16 protein-coding genes are annotated in these 20,685 nt (G+C 68.5%); 1 reads left to right on the top strand and 15 read right to left on the bottom strand.

Annotated features, from left to right (window positions below; all coding sequences use genetic code 11):
* Window positions 1-6 precede the first annotated feature (6 nt).
* From modA to ACEQX1_RS09425, 4 genes are all read right to left on the bottom strand, one after another.
* Window positions 7-717, bottom strand: coding sequence for a molybdate ABC transporter substrate-binding protein (gene modA / locus ACEQX1_RS09440; protein WP_370196762.1), 711 nt, complete (start codon window positions 715-717; stop codon window positions 7-9).
* A 107-nt stretch (window positions 718-824) separates the two neighbouring features.
* Window positions 825-1,790 (bottom strand): ribokinase, encoded by a 966-nt coding sequence (locus ACEQX1_RS09435; RefSeq protein WP_370193759.1) that lies wholly within the window; start codon window positions 1,788-1,790, stop codon window positions 825-827.
* A gap of 92 nt (window positions 1,791-1,882) precedes the next feature.
* Complete coding sequence (locus tag ACEQX1_RS09430) at window positions 1,883-2,383, bottom strand: cupin domain-containing protein (RefSeq protein WP_024351666.1); 501 nt, start codon at window positions 2,381-2,383, stop codon at window positions 1,883-1,885.
* A gap of 88 nt (window positions 2,384-2,471) precedes the next feature.
* Window positions 2,472-4,001: a fumarate hydratase gene (locus ACEQX1_RS09425; RefSeq protein WP_370196761.1), complete on the bottom strand. Its 1,530-nt coding sequence runs from the start codon at window positions 3,999-4,001 to the stop codon at window positions 2,472-2,474.
* Window positions 4,002-4,193: 192 nt separating this feature from the next.
* Here ACEQX1_RS09425 and ACEQX1_RS09420 point away from each other — a divergent pair, with 192 nt between their 5' ends.
* The gene (locus tag ACEQX1_RS09420; RefSeq protein ID WP_370193762.1) at window positions 4,194-5,342 is read left to right on the top strand and encodes a CaiB/BaiF CoA transferase family protein; all 1,149 of its coding nucleotides are present in this window, start codon (window positions 4,194-4,196) and stop codon (window positions 5,340-5,342) included.
* Between the two features lie 25 nt (window positions 5,343-5,367).
* On the opposite strand, the gene ACEQX1_RS09415 is transcribed toward ACEQX1_RS09420, so the two are convergent.
* From ACEQX1_RS09415 to ACEQX1_RS09365, 11 genes are all read right to left on the bottom strand, one after another.
* On the bottom strand, window positions 5,368-8,853 hold the full coding sequence (locus tag ACEQX1_RS09415; protein WP_370196760.1) for an efflux RND transporter permease subunit: 3,486 nt from the start codon (window positions 8,851-8,853) through the stop codon (window positions 5,368-5,370).
* Window positions 8,850-10,034, bottom strand: coding sequence for an efflux RND transporter periplasmic adaptor subunit (locus ACEQX1_RS09410; protein ID WP_370196759.1), 1,185 nt, complete (start codon window positions 10,032-10,034; stop codon window positions 8,850-8,852). Before ACEQX1_RS09410 ends, ACEQX1_RS09415 begins: the two co-directional genes overlap by 4 nt.
* Before the next feature lie 95 nt (window positions 10,035-10,129).
* Window positions 10,130-10,801 (bottom strand): TetR/AcrR family transcriptional regulator, encoded by a 672-nt coding sequence (locus ACEQX1_RS09405; RefSeq protein ID WP_370195024.1) that lies wholly within the window; start codon window positions 10,799-10,801, stop codon window positions 10,130-10,132.
* Window positions 10,802-10,925: 124 nt separating this feature from the next.
* Complete coding sequence (locus ACEQX1_RS09400) at window positions 10,926-12,443, bottom strand: tripartite tricarboxylate transporter permease (RefSeq protein ID WP_024351672.1); 1,518 nt, start codon at window positions 12,441-12,443, stop codon at window positions 10,926-10,928.
* A gap of 6 nt (window positions 12,444-12,449) precedes the next feature.
* A complete protein-coding gene (locus ACEQX1_RS09395; protein WP_370195027.1) occupies window positions 12,450-12,920 on the bottom strand; it encodes a tripartite tricarboxylate transporter TctB family protein in 471 nt (156 codons plus the stop codon).
* A gap of 229 nt (window positions 12,921-13,149) precedes the next feature.
* Complete coding sequence (locus ACEQX1_RS09390; protein ID WP_024351674.1) at window positions 13,150-14,130, bottom strand: tripartite tricarboxylate transporter substrate binding protein; 981 nt, start codon at window positions 14,128-14,130, stop codon at window positions 13,150-13,152.
* A 185-nt stretch (window positions 14,131-14,315) separates the two neighbouring features.
* Window positions 14,316-17,168: an aminomethyl-transferring glycine dehydrogenase gene (gcvP, locus tag ACEQX1_RS09385; RefSeq protein WP_370195029.1), complete on the bottom strand. Its 2,853-nt coding sequence runs from the start codon at window positions 17,166-17,168 to the stop codon at window positions 14,316-14,318.
* Window positions 17,169-17,180: 12 nt separating this feature from the next.
* Window positions 17,181-17,543, bottom strand: coding sequence for a glycine cleavage system protein GcvH (gene gcvH, locus ACEQX1_RS09380; RefSeq protein ID WP_370195030.1), 363 nt, complete (start codon window positions 17,541-17,543; stop codon window positions 17,181-17,183).
* A gap of 17 nt (window positions 17,544-17,560) precedes the next feature.
* Window positions 17,561-18,703, bottom strand: coding sequence for a glycine cleavage system aminomethyltransferase GcvT (gene gcvT, locus ACEQX1_RS09375; protein WP_370196758.1), 1,143 nt, complete (start codon window positions 18,701-18,703; stop codon window positions 17,561-17,563).
* A gap of 115 nt (window positions 18,704-18,818) precedes the next feature.
* The gene (locus ACEQX1_RS09370; protein ID WP_370195033.1) at window positions 18,819-20,144 is read right to left on the bottom strand and encodes a TRAP transporter large permease; all 1,326 of its coding nucleotides are present in this window, start codon (window positions 20,142-20,144) and stop codon (window positions 18,819-18,821) included.
* Window positions 20,137-20,622, bottom strand: coding sequence for a TRAP transporter small permease (locus tag ACEQX1_RS09365; protein ID WP_024351679.1), 486 nt, complete (start codon window positions 20,620-20,622; stop codon window positions 20,137-20,139). The genes ACEQX1_RS09370 and ACEQX1_RS09365 overlap by 8 nt, the downstream gene beginning before the upstream one ends.
* Window positions 20,623-20,685 lie beyond the last annotated feature (63 nt).

Raw genomic sequence — 20,685 nt, 5'->3', positions numbered from 1 at the left:
CGGCCGTCAGGCTCCGGTCTCGTAGCCGTAGCGGCGGATGATGGCGGCCGCTTCCGGGCTCTTCAGGAAGTCCAGAAAGGCCTTGGCCGCGGCGCTGTCGCGCCCGGTTTCGAGGAGTACGGCATCCTGGTCGATCGCGGTGTGCAGTTCTGCCGGAACCTGCCAGTGCGAACCGCCCGGCTTGCCGGCGATCTGCGCCAGCGCGACGAGCCCCAGCTCGGCATTGCCGGTCGCAACAAACTGGTAGGCCTGGACGATGCTGGTGCCCTGCACGAGCTTCGGCCGAACCGCCTCGTATATCCCGAGTGCCTGCAGCACGGCGACGGCAGCTGCGCCATAGGGGGCGGTGGCGGGATTGGCGATGGCCAGCCGGTCGAAGGCGCCCTCGGTCAGCGTGGTCTCGCCGGTCACGCGGGACGGCTCGGCGCTGTAGAGGACCAGGCGGCCGGTGGCATAGGTGAAGCGGCTGCCGGCGACGGCGAGCCCCTCGGCGATGGCTTTCGCCGGTCGCTCGGCATCGGCGGCCAGGAACACCTCATAGGGCGCACCCTGCGAGATCTGGGTGTAGAGCGTTCCCGTCGAGCCGAAGCTGAGTTCGGCGGTGTCGCCGGTCGCGGCCGTGAAGGCGGCGGCGATCTCCCGCGCGGCCTCGGTGAAATTGGCGGCGACGGCCACGCGCGTCGAGGCCGCCCATGCCGGCGTCAGCGTTCCCGCCAACGCGACGAGGATCGCCGAGATGCCGATGAGGCGGCGCCTTGCCGTCGGGGTCTGGCGGATGGGGCCGCTGGCCGGGCAGGTCGGCCACCGCCCGTGGGTGCGCGGTTCTATGGCTTGAGCTCCGCCAAAGCGCGCTCGACCTCCGCTGCGGTCGGCATGGCCGACTGGGCGCCGAGCTTGCGGCAGGCGAGGGAGGCGGCGACCGCGGCGCGTTCGGCCGCGTCGTCCGGCGCGCGCCCTTCGGACAGGCCCACGGCGAAGACGCCGACAAAGGTGTCGCCGGCGCCGGTGGTGTCGACGATCTCGACGCTCATTGCCGGGATGGAGCGCACCGGCCGGTTCCGGTCGGCGATGATCAGGCCACGCGACCCGCGTGTGGCGATGACGGCGAGGTCCAGGCGTTCGGACAGGGTGCGCGCCCGCTCGGACGCGTTGCCGCTCTCGACCGCGCAGATCGTGGCGGCCGAACGCAATTCGCTCTCGTTGACGACCAGCACGTCGGCCAGTTCCATGAGCTGCAGCATGCCTGCCTCGTCGAGATCCGGCGGCACGGGTGCGAGGTTGACCACCGTGCGGGCGCCGGCATTCCGCGCCGCTCTTGCCGCCGCAACGCATTCGGCCAGCGGGATCTCCATCTGAAGGACGAGGATGCTCTGCGGGCCGAGCCGTCCGGGCGCCAGCGCCCCGGCGGTCACGCAGCCATTGGCGCCGCTGGCGACTGTGATGGCGTTCTCGCCCGCCGCGTCGATCGAGATGAAGGCGCAGCCGGTGCGCTCGGGGGCGGTCTGCAGCCCGCCGACATCGATGCCCTCGCCGCGCAGATTGTCGGCGACCGCCTGGCCAAGAACGTCGTTGCCCACTGCGCCGACCATGGCGACCCTGTTGCCGCCACCGATCATGCGCGCCGCCGCGACCGCCTGGTTGGCGCCCTTGCCGCCGAACAACTGCTCGTAGCGCGGCGCCAGTACGGTCTCGCCGGGCCGGGCGATGCTCGCCACCCGGCAGACGAGATCGACATTCAGCGAGCCGAAGACCAGGACGTCGGCCGGCGTCGTCTCGTCAGTGTCGGCCATCAATGGGGTCTCCTCTGCGGGGCATCGGTTGCCGGTCTGCGGCTGTGCCAGCCGTCATCTGATCGCGCTTGTCGCCGATCCGCGGCACCGGCTCAAGACGCGTTACTGTCGGCGTCGGGATGGCTGTGAATCGGATCGACCCAATAGACTTCCTCGGGGCGTTCGACCGGTTCGACATCGGTGATGTTGACCACCACCGCCTCGTTGTCGGAGCGCACCAGGACGCATTCGAGCGGCGCGTCGGGATCGGCGTTGATCTCCTGATGCGGCACATAGGGCGGCACGAAGATGAAGTCGCCCGCCTCGGCCTCGGCGACATATTCCAGCCGCTCGCCCCAACGCATCCGGGCCTTGCCGCGCAGGACGAAGATGACGCTTTCCAGCGCGCCGTGGTGATGCACGCCGGTCTTGGCGTCGGGCTCGATGGTCACCGTGCCGGCCCAGATCTTCTGCGCCCCGACGCGGGCATGGTTGATCGCCGCCTGGCGGAACATGCCGGGCGTCTGCGCCGTGTTGGAATCCAGCCGGTCGCCCTTGATGACGCGCACGCCGTCGTGCTTCCAGCGCGGCTCGTCGGTCGGTGCGTCACTCATACGGCGGTCTCCTCATCCCTGTCCGCGCGACGTTATCGCCACTTCGGCCAGGGCTGCAATCGCCATTGCGTGAACGCGAACGCGCGGATCAGGCGGAGACCGGCGCACCGCCGACGCGGATCTGCGGACGGCGCCATTCGGCCGGGCCCGTCGTGTGGACCGAGGTGCCGGTCGCGTCGACCGCGACGGTGACCGGCATGTCCTCGACGGTGAATTCGCGGATCGCCTCCATGCCGAGATCCTCGAAGGCGACGAGCCGGGACGCGCGGATGGCCTTCGACACCAGATAGGCCGCGCCGCCGACGGCAATCAGATAGGCGGCGCCGTGCCGGCGGATGGCGTCGATGGCGGCGGGACCGCGCTCGGCCTTGCCGATCATCACCAGCAGTCCCGTCGCGGCGAGGATCTGGTCGGTGAACGGGTCCATGCGGGTCGAGGTGGTGGGGCCGGCCGGGCCCACCACCTCGTCGCCGATCGGATCGACCGGGCCGACATAATAAATGGCCCGCCCCTTCAGATCGACGGGCAGCGGCTCGCCGCGATCGAGCATCGCCGCCATGCGCTTGTGGGCAGCGTCGCGGCCGGTCAGGAGCCGGCCCGACAGGAGCAGCGTCTCGCCGGCCTTCCAGCCTGCCACCTCTTCCGGGGCGATCCGGTCGAGATCGACGCGGCGGGTCTCCCCGGCGCCGGCCAGCGCGATCTGCGGCCACAGATCGATCGACGGCGGGACGAAGGTCGCGGGACCGGAGCCGTCGAGGACGAAGCTCATGTGCCGGTCGGCGACGCATTGCGGTATCAGCCCGACCGGCTTGGATGCGGCATGGGTCGGATGGGTGGCGATCTTGACGTCGAGCACCGTGGTCAGGCCGCCGAGGCCCTGGGCGCCGATGCCGAGGGCGTTCACCGCCTCGTAGATTTCGATCCGCAGTTCCTCGAGCTTCGAGGCGGGCCCGCGGGCGAGAAGGTCGGTCATGTCGATCGGTGCGAGCAGCGATTCCTTGGCGAGGATCATCGCCTTTTCGGCCGTGCCGCCGACGCCGATGCCGAGAAGGCCGGGCGGGCACCAGCCGGCCCCGAGGCCCTCGACCGTTTCCAGCACCCAGTCGACGATGGAGGCGCCGGGATTGAGCGCGGCGAAGCGCGCCTTGTTCTCCGAGCCGCCGCCCTTGGCCGCGACGGTCACCTTCACGCTGTCCCCGGCGACCATCTCGACATGGGTGACGGCCGGCGCGTTGTTGCCGGTGTTGCGGCGCTCGAAGATCGGATTGGCGACGATCGAGGCGCGCAGCGGATTGGCCGGGTCGGTGTAGGCGCGGGCGACGGCCTCGTCGACGAGCTCGGCCAGCGGACGGCGACTGTCGATCCGCGCCTGCATGCCGATCTTGACGAAGACGTTGACGGTGCCGGTGTCCTGGCACATCGGCCGCTTGCCGAGCGCCGACATGCGGGAATTGACCAGGATCTGCGCCATGGCGTTGCGCGCGGTCGGGCTTTCCTCACGCTCATAGGCCCGGGCGAGATGGGCGATGAAGTCCGGCGGATGATAGACCGAGATGTATTGCAGCGCGTCGGCGACGGAGCGGATGAAGTCGGCTTCGGCAATCGGCGCTGTGTGCATGTCGGTTCTCTCCCGGCCGGCCCCCGCCCATACCCGGCGCTTATGGCCGCGTCGCGTCGCATCGATGACGGGCCGGCCGGTTATTGCATTTCCTGCCTTACGATGTCACCGCCGTGAGAACGGTCGCGCCAGGCGGCCCGCGTCCTGATCCGAGCGCATCCTGTCTGCCGCTCGAAACCTGCGGAGAGCCCCATGAACGATGATCTCGCCGGCATCCTGGTCGTCTCCGTCGAGCAGGCGGTTGCCGCCCCCTACGTGTCGGGGCGGCTGGCCGATGCCGGGGCGCGGGTCCTGAAGATCGAGCGGCCGGAGGGCGATTTCGCCCGCGGCTATGACAGTCTCGTCCATGGCGAAAGCGCCTATTTCGTCTGGCTGAACCGCGGCAAGGAATCGATCCGGCTGGACCTGAAGGACGCGGCCGACCGGGAGCGCCTGGCGGTGCTGATCGGCGAGGCCGACGTGTTCATCCAGAACCTCGCCCCCGGCGTCATCTCGCGACTGGGCTTCGACATGGCGGAACTGCGCGAACGCTTCCCCCGGCTGATCACCTGCGCGATTTCCGGCTATGGCGACGACGGCCCCTTCGCGCATCTGAAGGCCTACGACCTCCTGGTCCAGGCCGAGACCGGCCTGTCCTCGGTGACCGGCAATGCGGAAGGCCCGGCCCGCGTCGGCGTCTCGGTCTGCGACATCGCCGCCGGCATGACGGCGCTGTCGTCGATCATGCAGGCGCTGTTCGTGCGCGAGCGCACCGGCAAGGGCCGGCACATCTCGCTGTCGCTGTTCCACGCTTTGTCTGACTGGATGAACGTGCCGTATCTGCAATATGTCTATGGCGGCAAGACACCGCCGCGCAACGGCCTCTCGCATCCGACCATCGCGCCCTACGGCGTCTTCGAATGCGCCGACAAGCGGGCGATCCTGTTCTCGATCCAGAACGAGCGGGAATGGGCCAATCTCTGCGCGAAGGCGCTCGAGCTGCCGGATCTGGCCACCGACGAACGTTTCGCCTCGAACAATGCGCGGGTCGCCAACCGGCCGGCGCTGGAGGCGATCATCCAGGAGGTGTTCTCGCGCTTCGACCGCGACGCCATGGCCGAGAAGCTGGAAGCGGCGAAGATCGCCTATGGGCGCCTGTCGACCATGGAGGACGTCAAGCACCACGCCCAGAACCGCACGGTGACGGTGGAGACGCCGACCGGGCCGGTGACGATGCTGGCGCCGGGCTTCCTCGTCGATGGAAAGCTGCCGGAGTTCGGCCGCGTGCCGGCGCTCGGCGAGGACACCGACGCGGTCTTCGCCGAATTCGGCCTCGCCGGATCGGACGGCAAGACCGGCTGATACCGACCGCCGGCCGCCGCCGGGACTATTCGGCGGCGGGTTGCATCTTGGGCGGCGGCAGTTCGTCCTTGGCGCGCTGGGGGAATTCCGTCACCCGGCGCCAGGACGGCGCGTTCGGCTCATCCTGCGTCGCATCGGCCGCGGCGGCACGGGCGGGGGCGGCCGGATGCTCGCCGGTCGCGTCGCCGTCGTCGCTGGCATTCGGCCGCACCAGCCAGCGGAACAGCCGGCCGACCGTGTGGCTGAGATCGTCCATCAGCGTATAGAGCGACGGGATGAAGATCAGCGACAGGACGGTGGAGACCAGAAGGCCGCCGATCACCGCGATCGCCATGGGTGCGCGGAACTCGCCGCCTTCGCCGGTCGCCATGGCCGCCGGCACCATGCCCGCCGCCATGGCCAGCGTGGTCATGATGATCGGACGGGCGCGCTTGCGGCCGGCGTCGATGATCGCCTCGGTCTGGGGCATGCCGTGCTTTTCCTGCTCGACGGCGAAATCCACCAGCATGATCGAGTTCTTGGTGACGATGCCCATCAGCATCAGGATGCCGATGACCACCGGCATGGAGATCGCCGTGTGGGTGAGGAGCAGGGCGCCGACGACGCCGCCGACCGACAGCGGCAGCGAGGCGAGGATGGTCAGCGGCAGGAAGACACTGCCGAACAGGAGGATCAGCACGACCAGCACCATCATGATGCCGGCGCTCATGGCCGAGGCGAAGCCGGCGAAGACCTCGCCCTGGATTTCGGCGTCGCCGACTTCCTGGATGCGGACGCCGGGCGGCAGGTTCTTGACTGCCGGCAGCGACATGATCCGCTCGCTGCCCTGGCCGATCTCGAAGCCCGGCGCCATGGAGGTACCGACTTTCACCAGCCGCTCGCGGTCGTAGCGGTCGATCGTCGAGGGGCCCTGGCCGAAGGCGATATCGGCGACGCTGTCGAGCGGCACCGAGGCGCCGGTGCCGGTCGTCACCCGCAAATTGCGGATGGTCGACAGGTCCTGGCGGGCGCTTTCGCGCAGTTCCACCCGGATCGGCACCTGCCGCGTACCGACATTGAACTTGGCGAGATTGGCGCCGACGTCGCCGATGGTGGCGACGCGCACCGTCTCGGAGATGGCGTCGGGCGCGATGGCGAGATCGGCGGCCTTGTCGAGCCGCGGCACGATGCGGATCTCGGGCCGGGCGAAGGACGCCATGGCCGACGGGTTGGCGAAGATCGGATCGCGCCGCATCTGGGCTTCGAGGTCGGCCGCGGCGGCGGAGACCTTGGCGCCGTCGTCGCCGAGAATGCCGACGGAGAGTTCGCGCTCGCCGCGATCGTTGACGTAATAGGAGCGGATGTCGGGGATCGCCGCCAGCTTGGCGTCGATGATCGGCTCCAGCTGGGCCTGGCTGCGGGTGCGCTCGAACTTGCGCGTCAGATTGATGGTCAGTGCGGCACGGCGCACTTCCAGCGTGCCGGTGGGGCTGGCGCCGCCGATCACCAGGACGCTGCGCACCTCCGGCAGTTCGCGGATCGAGGCGACGGCGTCGTCGGTGACGGCGCGGGTGGTTTCCAGCGTCGAGCCGGGCGGCAGTTCCAGCGACACGACGATGCGCGAGGCGTCTTCCTTGGGAATGAAGCCGGTCGGCAGATATTTCACCGCATCGATCGACAGGGCGAAGAGGCCGATGCCGACCGCCAGCGTGATCCAGCGCCAGCGCACGGTCAGGCGCAGGAAGCTGGTATAGGCCCGCATCAACAGGCCGTCGCTCTGCTCGGTCGGGTGCGGCATGCCGAGATAGGCAAGGAGGATCGCCAGCCCCACCGCGCCGGCCATGACGAAGAGGGACAGCTCGGTCGCCTGATCGAAGCTCAGCGCCGGCACCATGGCGGCATAAGGGCCGAGCGCTCCGGCCACCGGATTGTCCGGTCCGGCCGAAGGCAGGAAGGCGATGGCGAAGAGCATGCCGATGGCGAGGCCCGCCAGCGGTGCCAGCAGCATCAGCCGGCGGCGCAGCAGCCGTCCGAAGCTCGGCCCGCCCACCGCATGGGCGTGGAAGAAATAGGCCGCCAGCATCGGGGTGATCAGCCGGGCGACGAGCAGCGAGAAGAACACCGCCACCGCGACCGTCAGGCCGAACTGCTTGAAGTACTGGCCGGCAATGCCGCCCATGAAGCTCACGGGCGAGAACACGGCGATGATCGTCATGGTGATGGCGATGACGGCCAGGCCGATCTCGTCGGCCGCTTCCATGGCGGCGCGGTAGGGCTTCTTGCCCATGCCGATATGGCGCTCGATGTTCTCGATCTCGACGATGGCGTCGTCGACGAGAATGCCGGTGACCAGCGTGATGGCGAGAAGGCTGACCAGGTTGAGCGAGAAGCCCATCAGGTCCATCGCCCAGAAGGTGGGGATGGCGGCGAGCGGCAGGGTGATCGCCGCGACGGCCGTGGCGCGCCAGTCGCGCAGGAAGAGCAGCACCACGATGACCGCCAGGAGCGCGCCCTCGGCGAGGGTCTCCATGGCGGATTCGAAATTGCCGTAGGTGTAGGTGACGCTGTCGTCGATCTTGGAGAAGGTGACGTCCGGGTTGGCCGCGGCGAGCTTGGCCACGGCCTCGGCGGCGCGGTCGGCGACGGTCGTGTCGCTGGCGCCCTTGGAGCGGTAGATCGAGAAGGCGACGACCGGCCGGCCGTCGAGCCGGGCGAAGGAGCGCGGCTTCTCCCAATTGTCGACGACCTCGCCGAGTTCGGCGAGACGCACCTGCCGGCCGCCGCGCAGATAGATGCGCGTCTCGGCGAGCCCCTGCACCGTGTCGGCGGAGGAAAGCGTCCTGATCGCCTGTTCCTGGCCGCCGAATTCGCCGCGACCGCCCGACAGGTCGACATTGGTCGAGCGCAGCTGCCGATTGACCTCGCCGGCGGTCACGCCGAGGGCGGCCAGCCGGTCGGGATCGAGCCGCACCTGGATCTCGCGCTCGACGCCGCCCATGCGCTCGACCCGGCCGACGCCGTTGAGGCCCTGCAGGGCGCGGATGACCACGTCGTCGACGAACCAAGACAATTGCTCCGGCGTCTTGCCGGGCGAGGCCGCCGCATAGGTGACGATCGACTGGTTCTCGACCTCGATGCGCTGGATGACCGGTTCGTCGATCGTCAGCGGCAGATCGGAGCGGATCTTGGCCACCGCGTCCTTGACGTCGTTGGTGGCGCGGTCGGTGTCGATCTCCAGCCGGAATTCGGCCGCCGTCACCGAGGAGCCATCGGTGATGGTGGAGGTGACATGCTTGACGCCGGAAATGCCGGCGATGGCATCCTCAACCTTCTTGGTGACCTGCGTCTCCAGCTCAGAAGGCGCGGCGCCGGATTCGGTGATGGTGACGGCGACGACCGGCACGTCGATATTGGGGAAGCGCGTGATCGGCAGGTTGATGAAGCTGGAGATGCCCAGCGCCACCAGCACGAAGAACAGGAGGATCGGCGGGACCGGGTTGCGGATCGCCCAGGCGGAGAAGTTCCAGTTCATCCTTCGCCCTCCGCGCTCTTCAGGGCGACGGCCGTCACCGCGTCGCCGTCGCGCACGAAGGTACCGGCCAGCGCCACGACCTGGTCGCCGGCCTCGAGCCCTTCGAGGATCTCGGCGTCGCTGCCGGTGGTGATGCCGAGCGTGACCTCGCGGGTCTCGATGGTGCCGTCGCGCACCACCTGCACCACCGCCGTGTCGGCATCGGCAATGATCGCGGTGCGCGGAACGACGACGCCGGTGGAGCGGTCCGTCTCGACCACGCCGCGGGCAAAGCTGCCGGTGCGAAGCTCGGACGAGGCGGGCAGGGCGACGCGGATGCGGCCGAGCCGCGTCGTCGCATCCACCATGGGCGAAACGAGGCGGATCTTGCCGGTGACCGGTTCGCCGCCGCCGGCCAGGGTGACCGTCACCGCCTGCCCTTCGGCCAGGCGACGCAGCACGGTCTCGCCGACCTCGGCGTCCAGCTCGATCTGACCGTCACGGGCGATCTCGAACAGGCCGCCGCTGGCCCCCGAGACGACGCTGCCGAGGCGGGCGGCCCGCGACAGGATCAGCCCGTCCGTGGGTGCCTTGATCTCGGCCTTCGCCTTGCGCAGTTCCAGTTCGCGCCGCTCGGCAAGGGTCAGCGCCCGGTCGGCCTCGGCGACGGCGACACCCTGGCGGGCGCTGGCGAGCGCGGCCTCGGCGGAGGCGGCGGCCGAGACGCGCTGGTCGAGGACGTCCTGTCCGACAATGCCCTTCTCTGCGAGCGGCCTCGTGCGGGCGAGGGCGGACTGGGCCTCGGTCGCGATGGACTCGGCTTCGGCGATACGGCTCTTGGCCTGGGCGATGGCGGCATCGGCACGGGCGGTCTGGGACTGGCTGCGGGCGAGGCCGATCTCGATCATGTCGGTGTCGAGCCGGGCGAGGATGTCGCCGGCTGAAACGATGTCTCCCTCGTCGGCCAGCAGCGCCTCGATCCGCAAGCCTTCGACGTCGCTGCCGACGACGACGGTCTCGCGCGGTCGCAACGTGCCGGTGACGGTGACGGTGGAGACGATCTCGCGGCGCTTCGCCTCGACGACGGAGACGCTTGGCGCCTGCAGCGCGGCGGTCGCGGCCGGCGCATCCTGCGCCATGGCGCCGGCCGGCAAGGCTGCGACGGCGGCTGCCAGAAGAAGGGCGAGGGGACGCAGGGACATGGGAGGCCTCGATCTCTTGCGGGCCGGGCCCGCCTGATGGAACGTCCGTCGCCGACCATGTCGGGTCAGGTGATCGCCGCAGGGCGGCGCGGAATTCAAGCGGTGGCGGGTGGCCGGGGGGCCAGAAGGCCCTCGACGATGCGCCGCAGATACGGCTCGATGGTTTCGATGTCGAAGTCCTGTTCGATCTGCAGCCGCATCACCAGACCGTCGCCGACCGACAGGAGCACGGTGAGGACGACGCCCAGATCGATGTCGGCGGCGATCTCGCCGCGGTCATGGGCCTGCTGCAGGGCTTCGCGAAAGGCCCGGCGCACTTCCATCTCGATCTCGTGGAAGCGCTTGCCAATGGTGGTGTTGCGGATGCTTTCCGAGCAGATCTCGACCATCAGCCCGCCGGTGTCGGGATCCAGCGTCTGGCGCAGATACTCCATCGCCACGGCGACGATGCGGTCGAAGATGCTGCCGGGGCCGCCGAGCAGCGCCATGCAATTGGCGGCGTTACCGCGCTCTTCCTCGGCGATCGCCTCGATGATCGCGTCCTTGGACGGAAAATACCGGTAGAGCGCCCCGGGGCTCATCTTCGCTTCGGCGCAGATCTGCTGCATCGACGCGCCATGAAAGCCGGCCCGGGCGAAGCAGGCCCGCGCCGCAGCCAGCACCTGAACGCGGCGCTGGTCCTGGGCCGTCATCGCGGGGCCGTCGGGCAGGGGCGTGGTCGCAGGCAAGAGCAGCATCCGGGTCTGAGAGCGAACGATCGTTCTCATAGCTTCTGCTGCACTGCACGTAAAGTCGTTTGCCGGCGATGAATCGTCTGAATTCATCGCCGGCGTTTGTTACGCAAGTCTTATGATAGAGGGGCTTCGCGCCGCCGGCCTGCGCCGACGCGGGTCAGTCGCCGGCCGCCGGTTCCGGCCGGGCGGACCCCTTTTTGCGTCGCATGAGCATCATCATGATCAGCGGCAGGCACCAGATGGCGATGGTGAACAGGCCGAGCCCGGCGGCGATGGGCCGCTCGAAGAAGGCCAGGAAACTGCCATCGGCCTTGATCATCGAGGTGATGAAGTTCTGCTCCAGCATCGGCCCGAGGACGAGGCCGAGGATCGCCGGGGCGATCGGGATATCGTTCTCGTCCATCAGGAAGCCGAGGATACCGAAGATCAGCATCAGGATGACGCCGAAGATCGAATTGTTGATGGCGAAGGAGCCGACGATGCAGAACATCAGGATGATCGGCATCAGGACCCGTTCGGGGATCGACAGGATGGTGCCGGCCGATTTGATCGCCACCCAGCCGAGCGGCAGCATGATGATGTTGGCCAGGAAGAAGACGATAAACACCGCGTAGATGAGCTGCGGGTCGTTGATGAAGACCGTCGGTCCCGGGTTGATGCCCTTGATGTAGAGGACGCCGATGACGATCGCGGTGATGGAATCGCCGGGAATGCCGAAGACCAGCGCCGGGATCCAGGCGCCGCTGACGGCGCCGTTGTTGGAGGCGCCGGATTCCACGAGGCCTTCCACATGGCCGGTGCCGAACTTCTCCGGCGTCTTGGAGAAGCGCTTGCTGACGGCGTAGGAAATCCAGGCGGCGATGTCGGCGCCGGCGCCCGGAAGCGCGCCGATGGCCGTGCCGAACGCGCTGCCGCGAAACACCTGGACCGGGTAGCGCTTGAAGTTCTTCCACTGGCTGAGGAAGACGCCGTCGCCGCTGGACCGGGCGATGGCCGGCCGGGCGACCCGCGCCACGACCGAGCGCAGTACCTCGGAGACGGCGAAGAGGCCGATCATGGCGGGGATGAACTGGACGCCGGCCAGAAGCTCGACATTGCCGAAGGTGTAGCGCGGCTCGCCGGCCGGATTGTCGATGCCGACGGTGGCGGCGAAGAGGCCGATCAGCAGCGAGATGATGCCGCGGGTCACCGAGCCCGGCGACACGAAGATCGCGCAGGAGAGGCCGAGCACGACCAGCCAGAAATACTCGAAGGAGGAGAATTTCAGCGCGACTTCCGCGAGCGCCGGCGAGGCGGTGACGAGGACGATGGTGCCGAAGATGCCGCCGATCGAGGAGAACACCAGGGCCGCGCCGAGGGCTTCCTCGGATCGGCCGGACCGCGTCATGCGGTAGGCGTCCTCCACATAGGCGGCACTGGCGGGCGTGCCGGGCATGCGCAGCATGGCGCCGGGAATGTCACCGGCAAAGATTGCCATGGCCGTGGCGGTGACGATCGCCGCGATGGCGGGCACCGGATCCATGAAGAAGGTGATCGGCACCAAGAGCGCCGTCGCCATGGTCGCGGTCAGGCCGGGGATGGCGCCGACGAACATGCCGAAGCAGGCGGACCCCAGGATGACCAGGAGGACATAGGGCTGGAAGACGAGCCCGAGGGCTTCCACGATAACGGACATGATCGACTACCAGAGAAATCCGAGGGCGCTGCGCGGAAGCGGAACGAGCAGCAGGCGGCCGAAGGCCTGCTGAATGACGATGGTCGCCAGGAGCGACACGACGATCGCGGTCACCGGCCGGGTGCGCAGGGTGAGCATCAAGGTGAGGATCACCACGAAGGCGGTGGGCACGAAGCCGAGTGCCTTGGAAAACAGGATGTAGAAGAGGATGAGGCCCAGCGCGACCGACAGGCCGATCAGCGACACCGGCGAACGGGCCCATTCGGCCAGCGCGAAGGCCGGCTGGTCGGTCCCGGCGACCACCGCCTTGCCGATCATGAACAGGCCGAGGCCCATCGCGACGAGGGCGATGGTGGTGGGCATGGTCTCGGCCCCGTAGGCCTGCCCCGGAATGGGCGAGAACTGCAGCGCGGAGAGGTAGATCCCGCCGCCGCACAGAAGCGCGAGAATGCCGAGGGAAAGATCGTTCAGTTTCATGGACGCGGTGACATCCTCGCCTCAGGGCCGTTCGGGAAATCGGACGGCGCCTGGCGCCGGTTCGAAGAGCGTCTCCCGCCGCGAAGGGCAGGGCAGAGGGCAGCATGTGGAGCGGTGCGGCGGGACCGCCGCCGGGCGGGGGCAGCCTGTCGGGAGCCGACGCGTCTGCTGGTCGCGGGTGCCCGAAAAAGCAACGGCGACGCCCGGAGGCGCCGCCGCTGTCGTCCCGTTACTTGGCCAGACCGGCTTTCTTCATGACTTCGCCGAGGCTGGCGTCGTCGTCGGCGACGATCTTCGTCGCTTCCTCGCCGGCGGCCCAGCGCATGCCGAAGCCGCGGTCGTTCATGAAGGTCTGGTACTCGTCGCTGTTGTAGGCCTTCTCGATGGCGGCCGTCAGCTTGGACTTGACGTCGTCAGGCAGACCGTCGGGGCCGACGACCGTGCGCCAGACCGCGAGGGTCCAGTCCGAGCCGGTGGCTTCCTTCAGGGTCGGTACGTCCGGGAAGGCTTCCTGGCGTTCGGCGGCCATGGTGGCCAGCGGACGCACGCGCTCGGCGTCGATCATCGAGCGGCCTTCGGCCAGCGACGACGGCACGATGTCCACGCCGCCGGCGACCATGTCGGTGATGCCCGGTGCGGCGCCCTGGCTCGGAACCCAGGTTACCTGATCGGGTGCGAGGTCTTCCGACAGGAGCCAGCCGGCGAGGCCGAGATGCCAGATGCCGCCCTGGCCGGTGCCGGAGCCCTTGAAGGTGCCCTTCGGCTCCGACTTCAGCGCCTCGAGCAGCTTCTCGAGGGAATCATATTCGGAATCGGCCGAGACCATGACGCCGCCCGGATCGGCATTGACCATGGCGAGGATGTCGAAATCCTCATAGGTCAGCTCGGTCAGGCCCTGCCAGTGCATCATGTCGATCTCGATCGTCATGATGCCCAGCGTGTAGCCATCGGGCTCGGCATTGGCGATGGCGCTGTGGCCGACAACGCCCGAACCGCCGGTGCGGTTCACGACATTGACCGGAACGCCCAGCTCTTCCTGCAGCAGCGAGGCGAAGATGCGGCCCACCGCATCGGTGCCGCCGCCGGCGCCCCAGGGCACGATCATCTGGATCGGCCGGTCCGGATATTCCTGTGCGGTCGCTGCGCCGGCGCCGAGCAGCGTCGTGCCCATCAGTGCCGCGGCGAGGGTCATCAAGGTGCGTCTGTACATGGATCCTCCCAGATCAGTTGCGCGGCAGTACCGGATGGCTGCCCGCCAGAGGCAGGATGTCTGCCCCGTCTCCCCTTCTCGAAGCGCCGCCTCGCGGCGACGCCTCAACTCCGGCTGCGACTATCGGTGCCGCAACGCGCCATGTCAATGTATACGTTACGCCCTTGGTGCCGGCCGCTCCTCCGCTATTCGGCGGCTTCCTGATAGGCCTCCATGGGCGGGCAGGAGCAGACGAGGTTGCGGTCGCCATAGACGTTGTCGACCCGGTTGACCGGCGCCCAGTACTTGTCGACCCGGAAGGCTCCGGGCGGGAAGCAGGCCTGCTCGCGGCTGTAGGGACGATCCCAGTCGCCGACCAGATCCTCCACCGTGTGCGGGGCGTTCTTCAGCGGGTTGTTGTCTCGGTCGATCCGGCCTTCCTCGATGGCCCGCGCCTCCTCGCGGATGGCCAGCATGGCGTCGCAGAAGCGGTCGAGCTCGGCCTTGGGCTCGGATTCGGTCGGCTCGATCATCAGCGTGCCGGACACCGGCCAGCTCATGGTCGGGGCGTGGAAGCCGCAATCGACCAGCCGCTTGGCGACGTCGTCGACGGTGACCCCGGCGCTGTCCTGCAGGATACGGGTGTCGATGATGCATTCATGCGCGACCCGGCCGTTCTTCGCCTTGTAGAGCACCGGATAGGCGTCCTGCAGGCGCCGGGCGATGTAGTTGGCGTTGAGGATCGCCACCTTGGTCGCCTGGGTGAGGCCGGCACCGCCCATCATCAGGCAGTAGCTCCAGGAGATCGGCAGGATCGAGGGCGAGCCGAAGGGCGCCGCCGAGACCGGGCCGGCCTCGCCGCCGGTCTGGGGATGGCCGGGCAGATGCGGCGCCAGATGCGACTTGACCGCGATCGGCCCCATGCCCGGACCGCCGCCGCCATGGGGGATGCAGAAGGTCTTGTGCAGGTTGAGATGGCAGACATCGGCGCCGATGTCGCCGGGCCGGGCGAGGCCGACCAGGGCGTTCATGTTGGCGCCGTCGAGATAGACCTGGCCGCCATGGGCGTGGACGATGTCGCACAGCTCGGCGACGCTCGCCTCGAACACGCCGTGGGTCGAGGGATAGGTGATCATGCAGGCGGCGAGATTGTCCGCATGCTTCTCCGCCTTGGCGCGGAAATCCTCGACGTCGATGTCGCCGTTCTCGGCCGAACGCACCGGCACGACCTTCATGCCGGCCATCTGCGCCGAGGCCGGATTGGTGCCGTGGGCCGAGGTCGGGATCAGGCAGATGTCGCGGTGGGTGTCGCCGCGTCCGTGGTGATAGGCGCGGATGGTCAGGAGCCCGGCATATTCGCCCTGCGCACCGGAATTGGGCTGCATCGACACGGCGTCGAAGCCGGTGATGACGCAGAGCTTGGCCGACAGATCGTCGATCAGCGCCTTGTAGCCGAGCGCCTGGTCCTGCGGCACGAAGGGATGCAGCTCGGCGAATTCCGGCCAGGTGATGGGTAGCATCTCCGCCGTGGCGTTGAGCTTCATCGTGCAGGAGCCGAGCGGGATCATCGAGCGGTCCAGCGCCAGATCCCGGTCGGAGAGCCGGCGCATGTAGCGGGTCATCTCGCTCTCGGCCCGGTTCATGTGGAAGACCGGATGGGTCATGTAGTCGCTGGTGCGCAGCATGCCGTCCGGCAGCCGGTAGCCCATCTCGAAATCATCGGCTGCGAAATCGCCGCCGAAGGCCCGCCAGACCGCCTCCAGATTGCCCGGGCGGGTGCGCTCGTCGATGCTGATGCCGATGCGGTCGTCGCCGATCTTGCGCAGATTCACGCCGCCGGCCACCGCCGCGTCGAGGATCACCCGCTGCAGCCGGCCGACCTCGACGGTCATCGTGTCGAAGAAGGCGCCCGGCTCGATGGTGTAGCCGAGTTTCTCCAGGCCGGTGGCGAGCAGTGCGGCGCGCTGATGCACCCGCTGGGCGATCGCCTTGATGCCGGTCGGGCCGTGGAAGACGCCGTACATGGAGGCCATGACGGCCAGCAGCACCTGGGCGGTGCAGATGTTCGACGTCGCCTTCTCGCGGCGGATGTGCTGCTCGCGGGTCTGCAGGGCCAGGCGGTAGGCGCGGTTGCCGCGCGAATCCACCGAGACGCCGACGATGCGGCCGGGCATGGCGCGCTTGTGGGCGTCCTTGACGGCCATGTAGGCGGCATGCGGGCCGCCGTAGCCCATCGGCACGCCGAAGCGCTGCATGGAGCCGACGGCGATGTCGGCGCCCATGTCGCCGGGCGTCTTGAGGAGGGCCAGCGCCAGCGGATCGGCGGCGACGATGGCGAGCGCGTTCTCGGCATGGAGCGCCGAGAAGGTCGCGGTGAAGTCGTGGACGTGGCCGTAGGTGCCCGGATACTGGACGATGGCGCCGAAGACGTCCGAGGCGATCAGATCGGTCATCGGGTCGCCGACCACCACCGACAGGCCGAGCGGCTCGGCGCGGGTGCGGATGACGCCGATGGTCTGGGGATGGCAGTCGGCGTCGACGAAGAAGACGTCGCGCTTCGACTTGGAGACGCGATGGGCCATGGCCATCGCCTCGGCGGCCGCCGTTGCCTCGTCGAGCAGCGAACTGCTGGCGATGTCGAGGCCGGTGAGGTCGCAGATCATCGTCTGGAAGTTCAGCAGGGCCTCGAGCCGGCCCTGGCTGATCTCCGGCTGGTAGGGCGTATAGGCCGTGTACCAGGCCGGGTTCTCCAGAATGTTGCGCTGGATGACCGGCGGCGTGATCGTGCCGTAATAGCCCTGGCCGATCAGCGAGACGAGCTTGACGTTCATGTCGGCGGTCTCGCGCAGCGCGTCGAGGGCCTGGCGCTCGGTCATCGGCGTGCCCCAGTCCAGGGGCTCGGCCTGCCGGATCGAGGCCGGGACGGTCTGGTCGATCAGCGCGTCCAGGCTGTCGACGCCGAGCAAGGCGAGCATCTCGTCCATCTCGGCGGGAGACGGGCCGATATGGCGCCGATTGGCGAAATCATACGGATCGTAGTCGGTGAATTCGGTGCCCATGCTGTTCAGTCCTTACCCGACCATCGCCTTGTAGGCGGCCTCGTCCATGAGCGCCTCGGCGGCGGAGGGATCGGTCAGCTTCATCTTGAAGAACCAGCCAGCCTCCTGGGGGTCGTTGTTGACGATGGAGGGGTCGTCGGCGATCGCCTGATTGACCTCGGTGATCTCGCCGTCGAGGGGCGCGTAGATCTCGGAGGCTGCCTTGACCGATTCCACCACGGCGGCGTCGTCACCCTTGGCGAAGCTGGCGCCGACCGCCGGCAGTTCGACGAAGACGAGGTCGCCGAGCTGGGTGGTGGCGTGTTCGGTGATGCCGACCGTTGCGATGTCGCCGTCGATCTGCAGCCACTCGTGTTCCTCGGTGAACTTCAACATGTAAACGTCCTCTCGCTTCAGCGGCGCTTGTAGCCGGGTGTGACGAAGGGCAGGGGGGTGACGGTCACGGCCAGCCGCTTGCCACGGACTTCCGCAAAAAGCCGGGTGCCCGATCCGGCCAGTTCGGCCGGAACGTAACCCATGGCGACCGGCGCCTCCAGTGTCGGACCGAAACCACCGGAGGTGACGGCGCCGACCGGGGCGCCGCCCTCGGCCTCGGTGAACAGGCTGGTGCCGCCGCGCACGGGGGCCCGGCCTTCCGGCAACAGGCCGACGCGGCGCCGGGTCGCACCCTCGGCAAGCTGCTTCAGGACGATGTCGGCACCGGGGAAACCGCCTTCGCGGTCGCCGCCGGCCTTGCGGACCTTCTGCATCGACCATTCCAGCGCGCCCTCAACCGGGGTCGTCGTCGTGTCGATGTCGTTGCCATAGAGGCAGAGCCCGGCTTCCAGTCGCAACGAGTCGCGGGCGCCGAGGCCGATCGGCTCCACCGTCTCAAGCGCCAGCAGGGCTTTCGCCAGCTTCTCGGCGGCGTCGGCGGGAACCGAGATCTCGTAGCCGTCCTCGCCGGTATAGCCGGAGCGCGAGACGATGCAGGCGGCGCCGAGAAGGTCGAGCGCCCGCACGTCCATGAAACGCATCTCGGCGACGGCCGGGTTCAGCGTGGCCAGGGCCGCCTCGGCGGCGGGGCCCTGCAGGGCCAGAAGCGCGCGGTCGGTCAGGGGCTCGACCTCGCAGGAAGCCTCGAGCCCGGCGCGCAGATGGGCGATATCCTGATCCTTGCAGGCGGCGTTGACCACCAGGAAGAGATGGTCGCCGCGATTGGCGATCATCAGGTCGTCGAGAATGCCGCCGTCGGAACCGGTGAAGACCGCGTAGCGCTGACGACCCTCCTTCAGCCCGGCGACATCGACGGGCACGAGCGTTTCCAATGCCAGCGCGGCGTCGGCGAGATCGCCGGATTTCGGCCGGATCGCCACCTGGCCCATATGCGAGACGTCGAACAGGCCGGCGGCGGCGCGGGTGTGGAGATGCTCCTTCATGACGCCGGCGGGGTATTGCACCGGCATGGAATAGCCGGCGAAGGGCACCATCCGGGCGCCGAGCGCCACATGCAGGGCGTCGAGCGGCGTCGTGTGCAGGGCGTTGGTCTCGGCCAAGGGTAAGCTCCTCTTCAGGGGCGCCGGCTGGGAGGCGGGCGCCGTCGCGCGCGACGATAGCGATCTTCGCTGCGCCCGTCATCGGCAGCCGCACCGTTCCCAAGTTGCCCGGCGCTCAGCCCATGAAGGCGGTGAGAATCCGGGAGAGGCCGGGGAAAGCGGCGACGAGGGCAAGGCCGACGAGGCTGGTCAACAGGAAGGGGATCGCGCCCATGGCGATCTTTTCCAGCGACAGGCGGGTGATGTTGGCGGCGACGAAGAGATTGATGCCGACGGGCGGCGTGAACAGGCCGATCGCCAGATTGACCATCAGGAGGACGCCGAACCACACCGGGTCCCAGCCGAGCTCGCGTACCACCGGCAGGAAGATCGGCAGGGTGATGAACATGATGGTGATGGCATCCATGAACATGCCGGCGACCAGCACCACCGCCATGATGACGAAGAGGATCACCCACTGGTTGTCGCTGAGGCCCAGCAGCACCGAGGAATATTTGCCGACGAGGTCGTCCACCGTGACCACCCAGCCGAACAGGCTGGCGAAGGCGACGACCAGCATGACCACGGCCGAGGAGGAACTGGCCTCGACGAGCGCCGCGTAGAGGGTGCGCCAGGTCAGGGTGCGATAGACGAAGAGACCGACGAGAAGCGCATAGACCGTGGCGACGATCGCCGCCTCGGTCGGGGTGAAGATGCCGGCATAGATGCCGCCGAGAATGACAACCGGCGTCAGCAGGCCCCAGAAGGCGTCGACGAAGGAGCGCGCCAGCCGCTCGCCATAGGGGCGGTCGGCATAGGGCGGCGGGACCAGCGAGGCGAGGCCGGCGCCGGACCGGGCGGCGGTGCGGGCGCGGTCGGCGAAGGGCAGGGTCAGCAGCATCAGCGCGCCCATGACCATGCCCGGGACGATCGCCGCGATGAAGAGCTCGGCGATCGAGGTTTCGGCGATGACCCCGTAGATGACGAGGCCGATCGAGGGCGGAATGACGATCGACAGGGCCGCGCCGGTGCACACCAGCGCCGCCGCGAAGGGCCGCGGATAGCCATCCTCGGCCATGCCCTTGATGATCAGTGGGCCGATGGCGGCGACCGAGGCGGGGCCGGAGCCGCTGACGGCGCCCCAGAACAGGCAGACCACCGTGCCGACGATGCCCATGCCCCCCGGCAGCGAACCGACCAGCACGCGGAAGAAGCGGATCATCCGCTCGGCGATGCCGACCGTGCCCATCAAAGTGCCGGCGAGGATGAAGAAGGGGATCGCCAGCAGCGAGAATTTCGAGATGCCGCTGGCCAGGAGATCGCCGACGAGGTCGAGGCCGAAGCCGATCGCCCACATGGCGTAGAGCGAGGACAGGCCGAGCGCGAAGGCCACCGGCACGCGCAGGAACAACAGGACGAAGAACAGGAGCACCATCTGGGTGCCCGGATCGAGATCAGGCATGCCGCTCGTCCCCGGCGCGCAGGGCGCGGTCGAAGCCCAGCGTGTGCTGGACGAGGCGCAGGGCGATCAGCAGGAAGCCCAGCGGCAGGCCGAGCGTATAGTACCAGGCCGGGACCTGCAGGCCGGGCGAGGTGACGCCGCTGGCATATTGATGCGCGACGAGGCCGTAGCAGTACCAGGCCGACAGGCAGAGCAGGAAGACCGAGAGACTGGTGGAGAGCCACAGGCCGACGCGGCGCCCGGCCGGCGGCAAAAGGTCGGCGAACAGGGTGACGGCCAGATGCTCGCCGCGGCGGGCGGCGATGGCGGCCCCGAAGATGGTCAGCAGGAGAAATCCGTTGAGGAGGATCTCCTGGGTAGCGGCGAAGGAATAGCTGGTCAGATAGCGCACGACCACGTTGAGAAAGCCGATCCCGGTCATCACCAGGAAGATCACCGCGCAGACGATCTTCTCCGCATCCTCCAGAACTGCGCGCATCGACATATCCAGCTTGCCGGCAGGGTGGGACGGGCGGCGATCCGGAGAACGCCGCCCTTCAGG

Source organism: Aurantimonas sp. (genome assembly GCF_964217435.1).
Taxonomy (GTDB): domain Bacteria; phylum Pseudomonadota; class Alphaproteobacteria; order Rhizobiales; family Rhizobiaceae; genus Aurantimonas; species Aurantimonas coralicida.
Note: the sequence above shows the minus strand (reverse complement) of the source record. Positions and strands in the feature narration are given on the sequence as shown.

Excerpts from the sequence above, each read along its gene's own strand:
- ACEQX1_RS09395 (WP_370195027.1), bottom strand. The coding sequence starts at position 12,920 with ATGAAACTGAACGATCTTTCCCTCGGCATTCTCGCGCTTCTGTGCGGC.
- gcvP (WP_370195029.1), bottom strand. The coding sequence starts at position 17,168 with ATGGGCACCGAATTCACCGACTACGATCCGTATGATTTCGCCAATCGG.
- gcvH (WP_370195030.1), bottom strand. The coding sequence starts at position 17,543 with ATGTTGAAGTTCACCGAGGAACACGAGTGGCTGCAGATCGACGGCGAC.
- ACEQX1_RS09365 (WP_024351679.1), bottom strand. The coding sequence starts at position 20,622 with ATGCGCGCAGTTCTGGAGGATGCGGAGAAGATCGTCTGCGCGGTGATC.
- ACEQX1_RS09410 (WP_370196759.1), bottom strand. The coding sequence starts at position 10,034 with ATGTCCCTGCGTCCCCTCGCCCTTCTTCTGGCAGCCGCCGTCGCAGCC.
- ACEQX1_RS09425 (WP_370196761.1), bottom strand. The coding sequence starts at position 4,001 with ATGCACACAGCGCCGATTGCCGAAGCCGACTTCATCCGCTCCGTCGCC.
- ACEQX1_RS09435 (WP_370193759.1), bottom strand. The coding sequence starts at position 1,790 with ATGGCCGACACTGACGAGACGACGCCGGCCGACGTCCTGGTCTTCGGC.
- ACEQX1_RS09390 (WP_024351674.1), bottom strand. The coding sequence starts at position 14,130 with ATGTACAGACGCACCTTGATGACCCTCGCCGCGGCACTGATGGGCACG.
- ACEQX1_RS09420 (WP_370193762.1), top strand. The coding sequence starts at position 4,194 with ATGAACGATGATCTCGCCGGCATCCTGGTCGTCTCCGTCGAGCAGGCG.
- ACEQX1_RS09430 (WP_024351666.1), bottom strand. The coding sequence starts at position 2,383 with ATGAGTGACGCACCGACCGACGAGCCGCGCTGGAAGCACGACGGCGTG.
- ACEQX1_RS09405 (WP_370195024.1), bottom strand. The coding sequence starts at position 10,801 with ATGAGAACGATCGTTCGCTCTCAGACCCGGATGCTGCTCTTGCCTGCG.
- ACEQX1_RS09415 (WP_370196760.1), bottom strand. The coding sequence starts at position 8,853 with ATGAACTGGAACTTCTCCGCCTGGGCGATCCGCAACCCGGTCCCGCCG.
- ACEQX1_RS09370 (WP_370195033.1), bottom strand. The coding sequence starts at position 20,144 with ATGCCTGATCTCGATCCGGGCACCCAGATGGTGCTCCTGTTCTTCGTC.
- ACEQX1_RS09400 (WP_024351672.1), bottom strand. The coding sequence starts at position 12,443 with ATGTCCGTTATCGTGGAAGCCCTCGGGCTCGTCTTCCAGCCCTATGTC.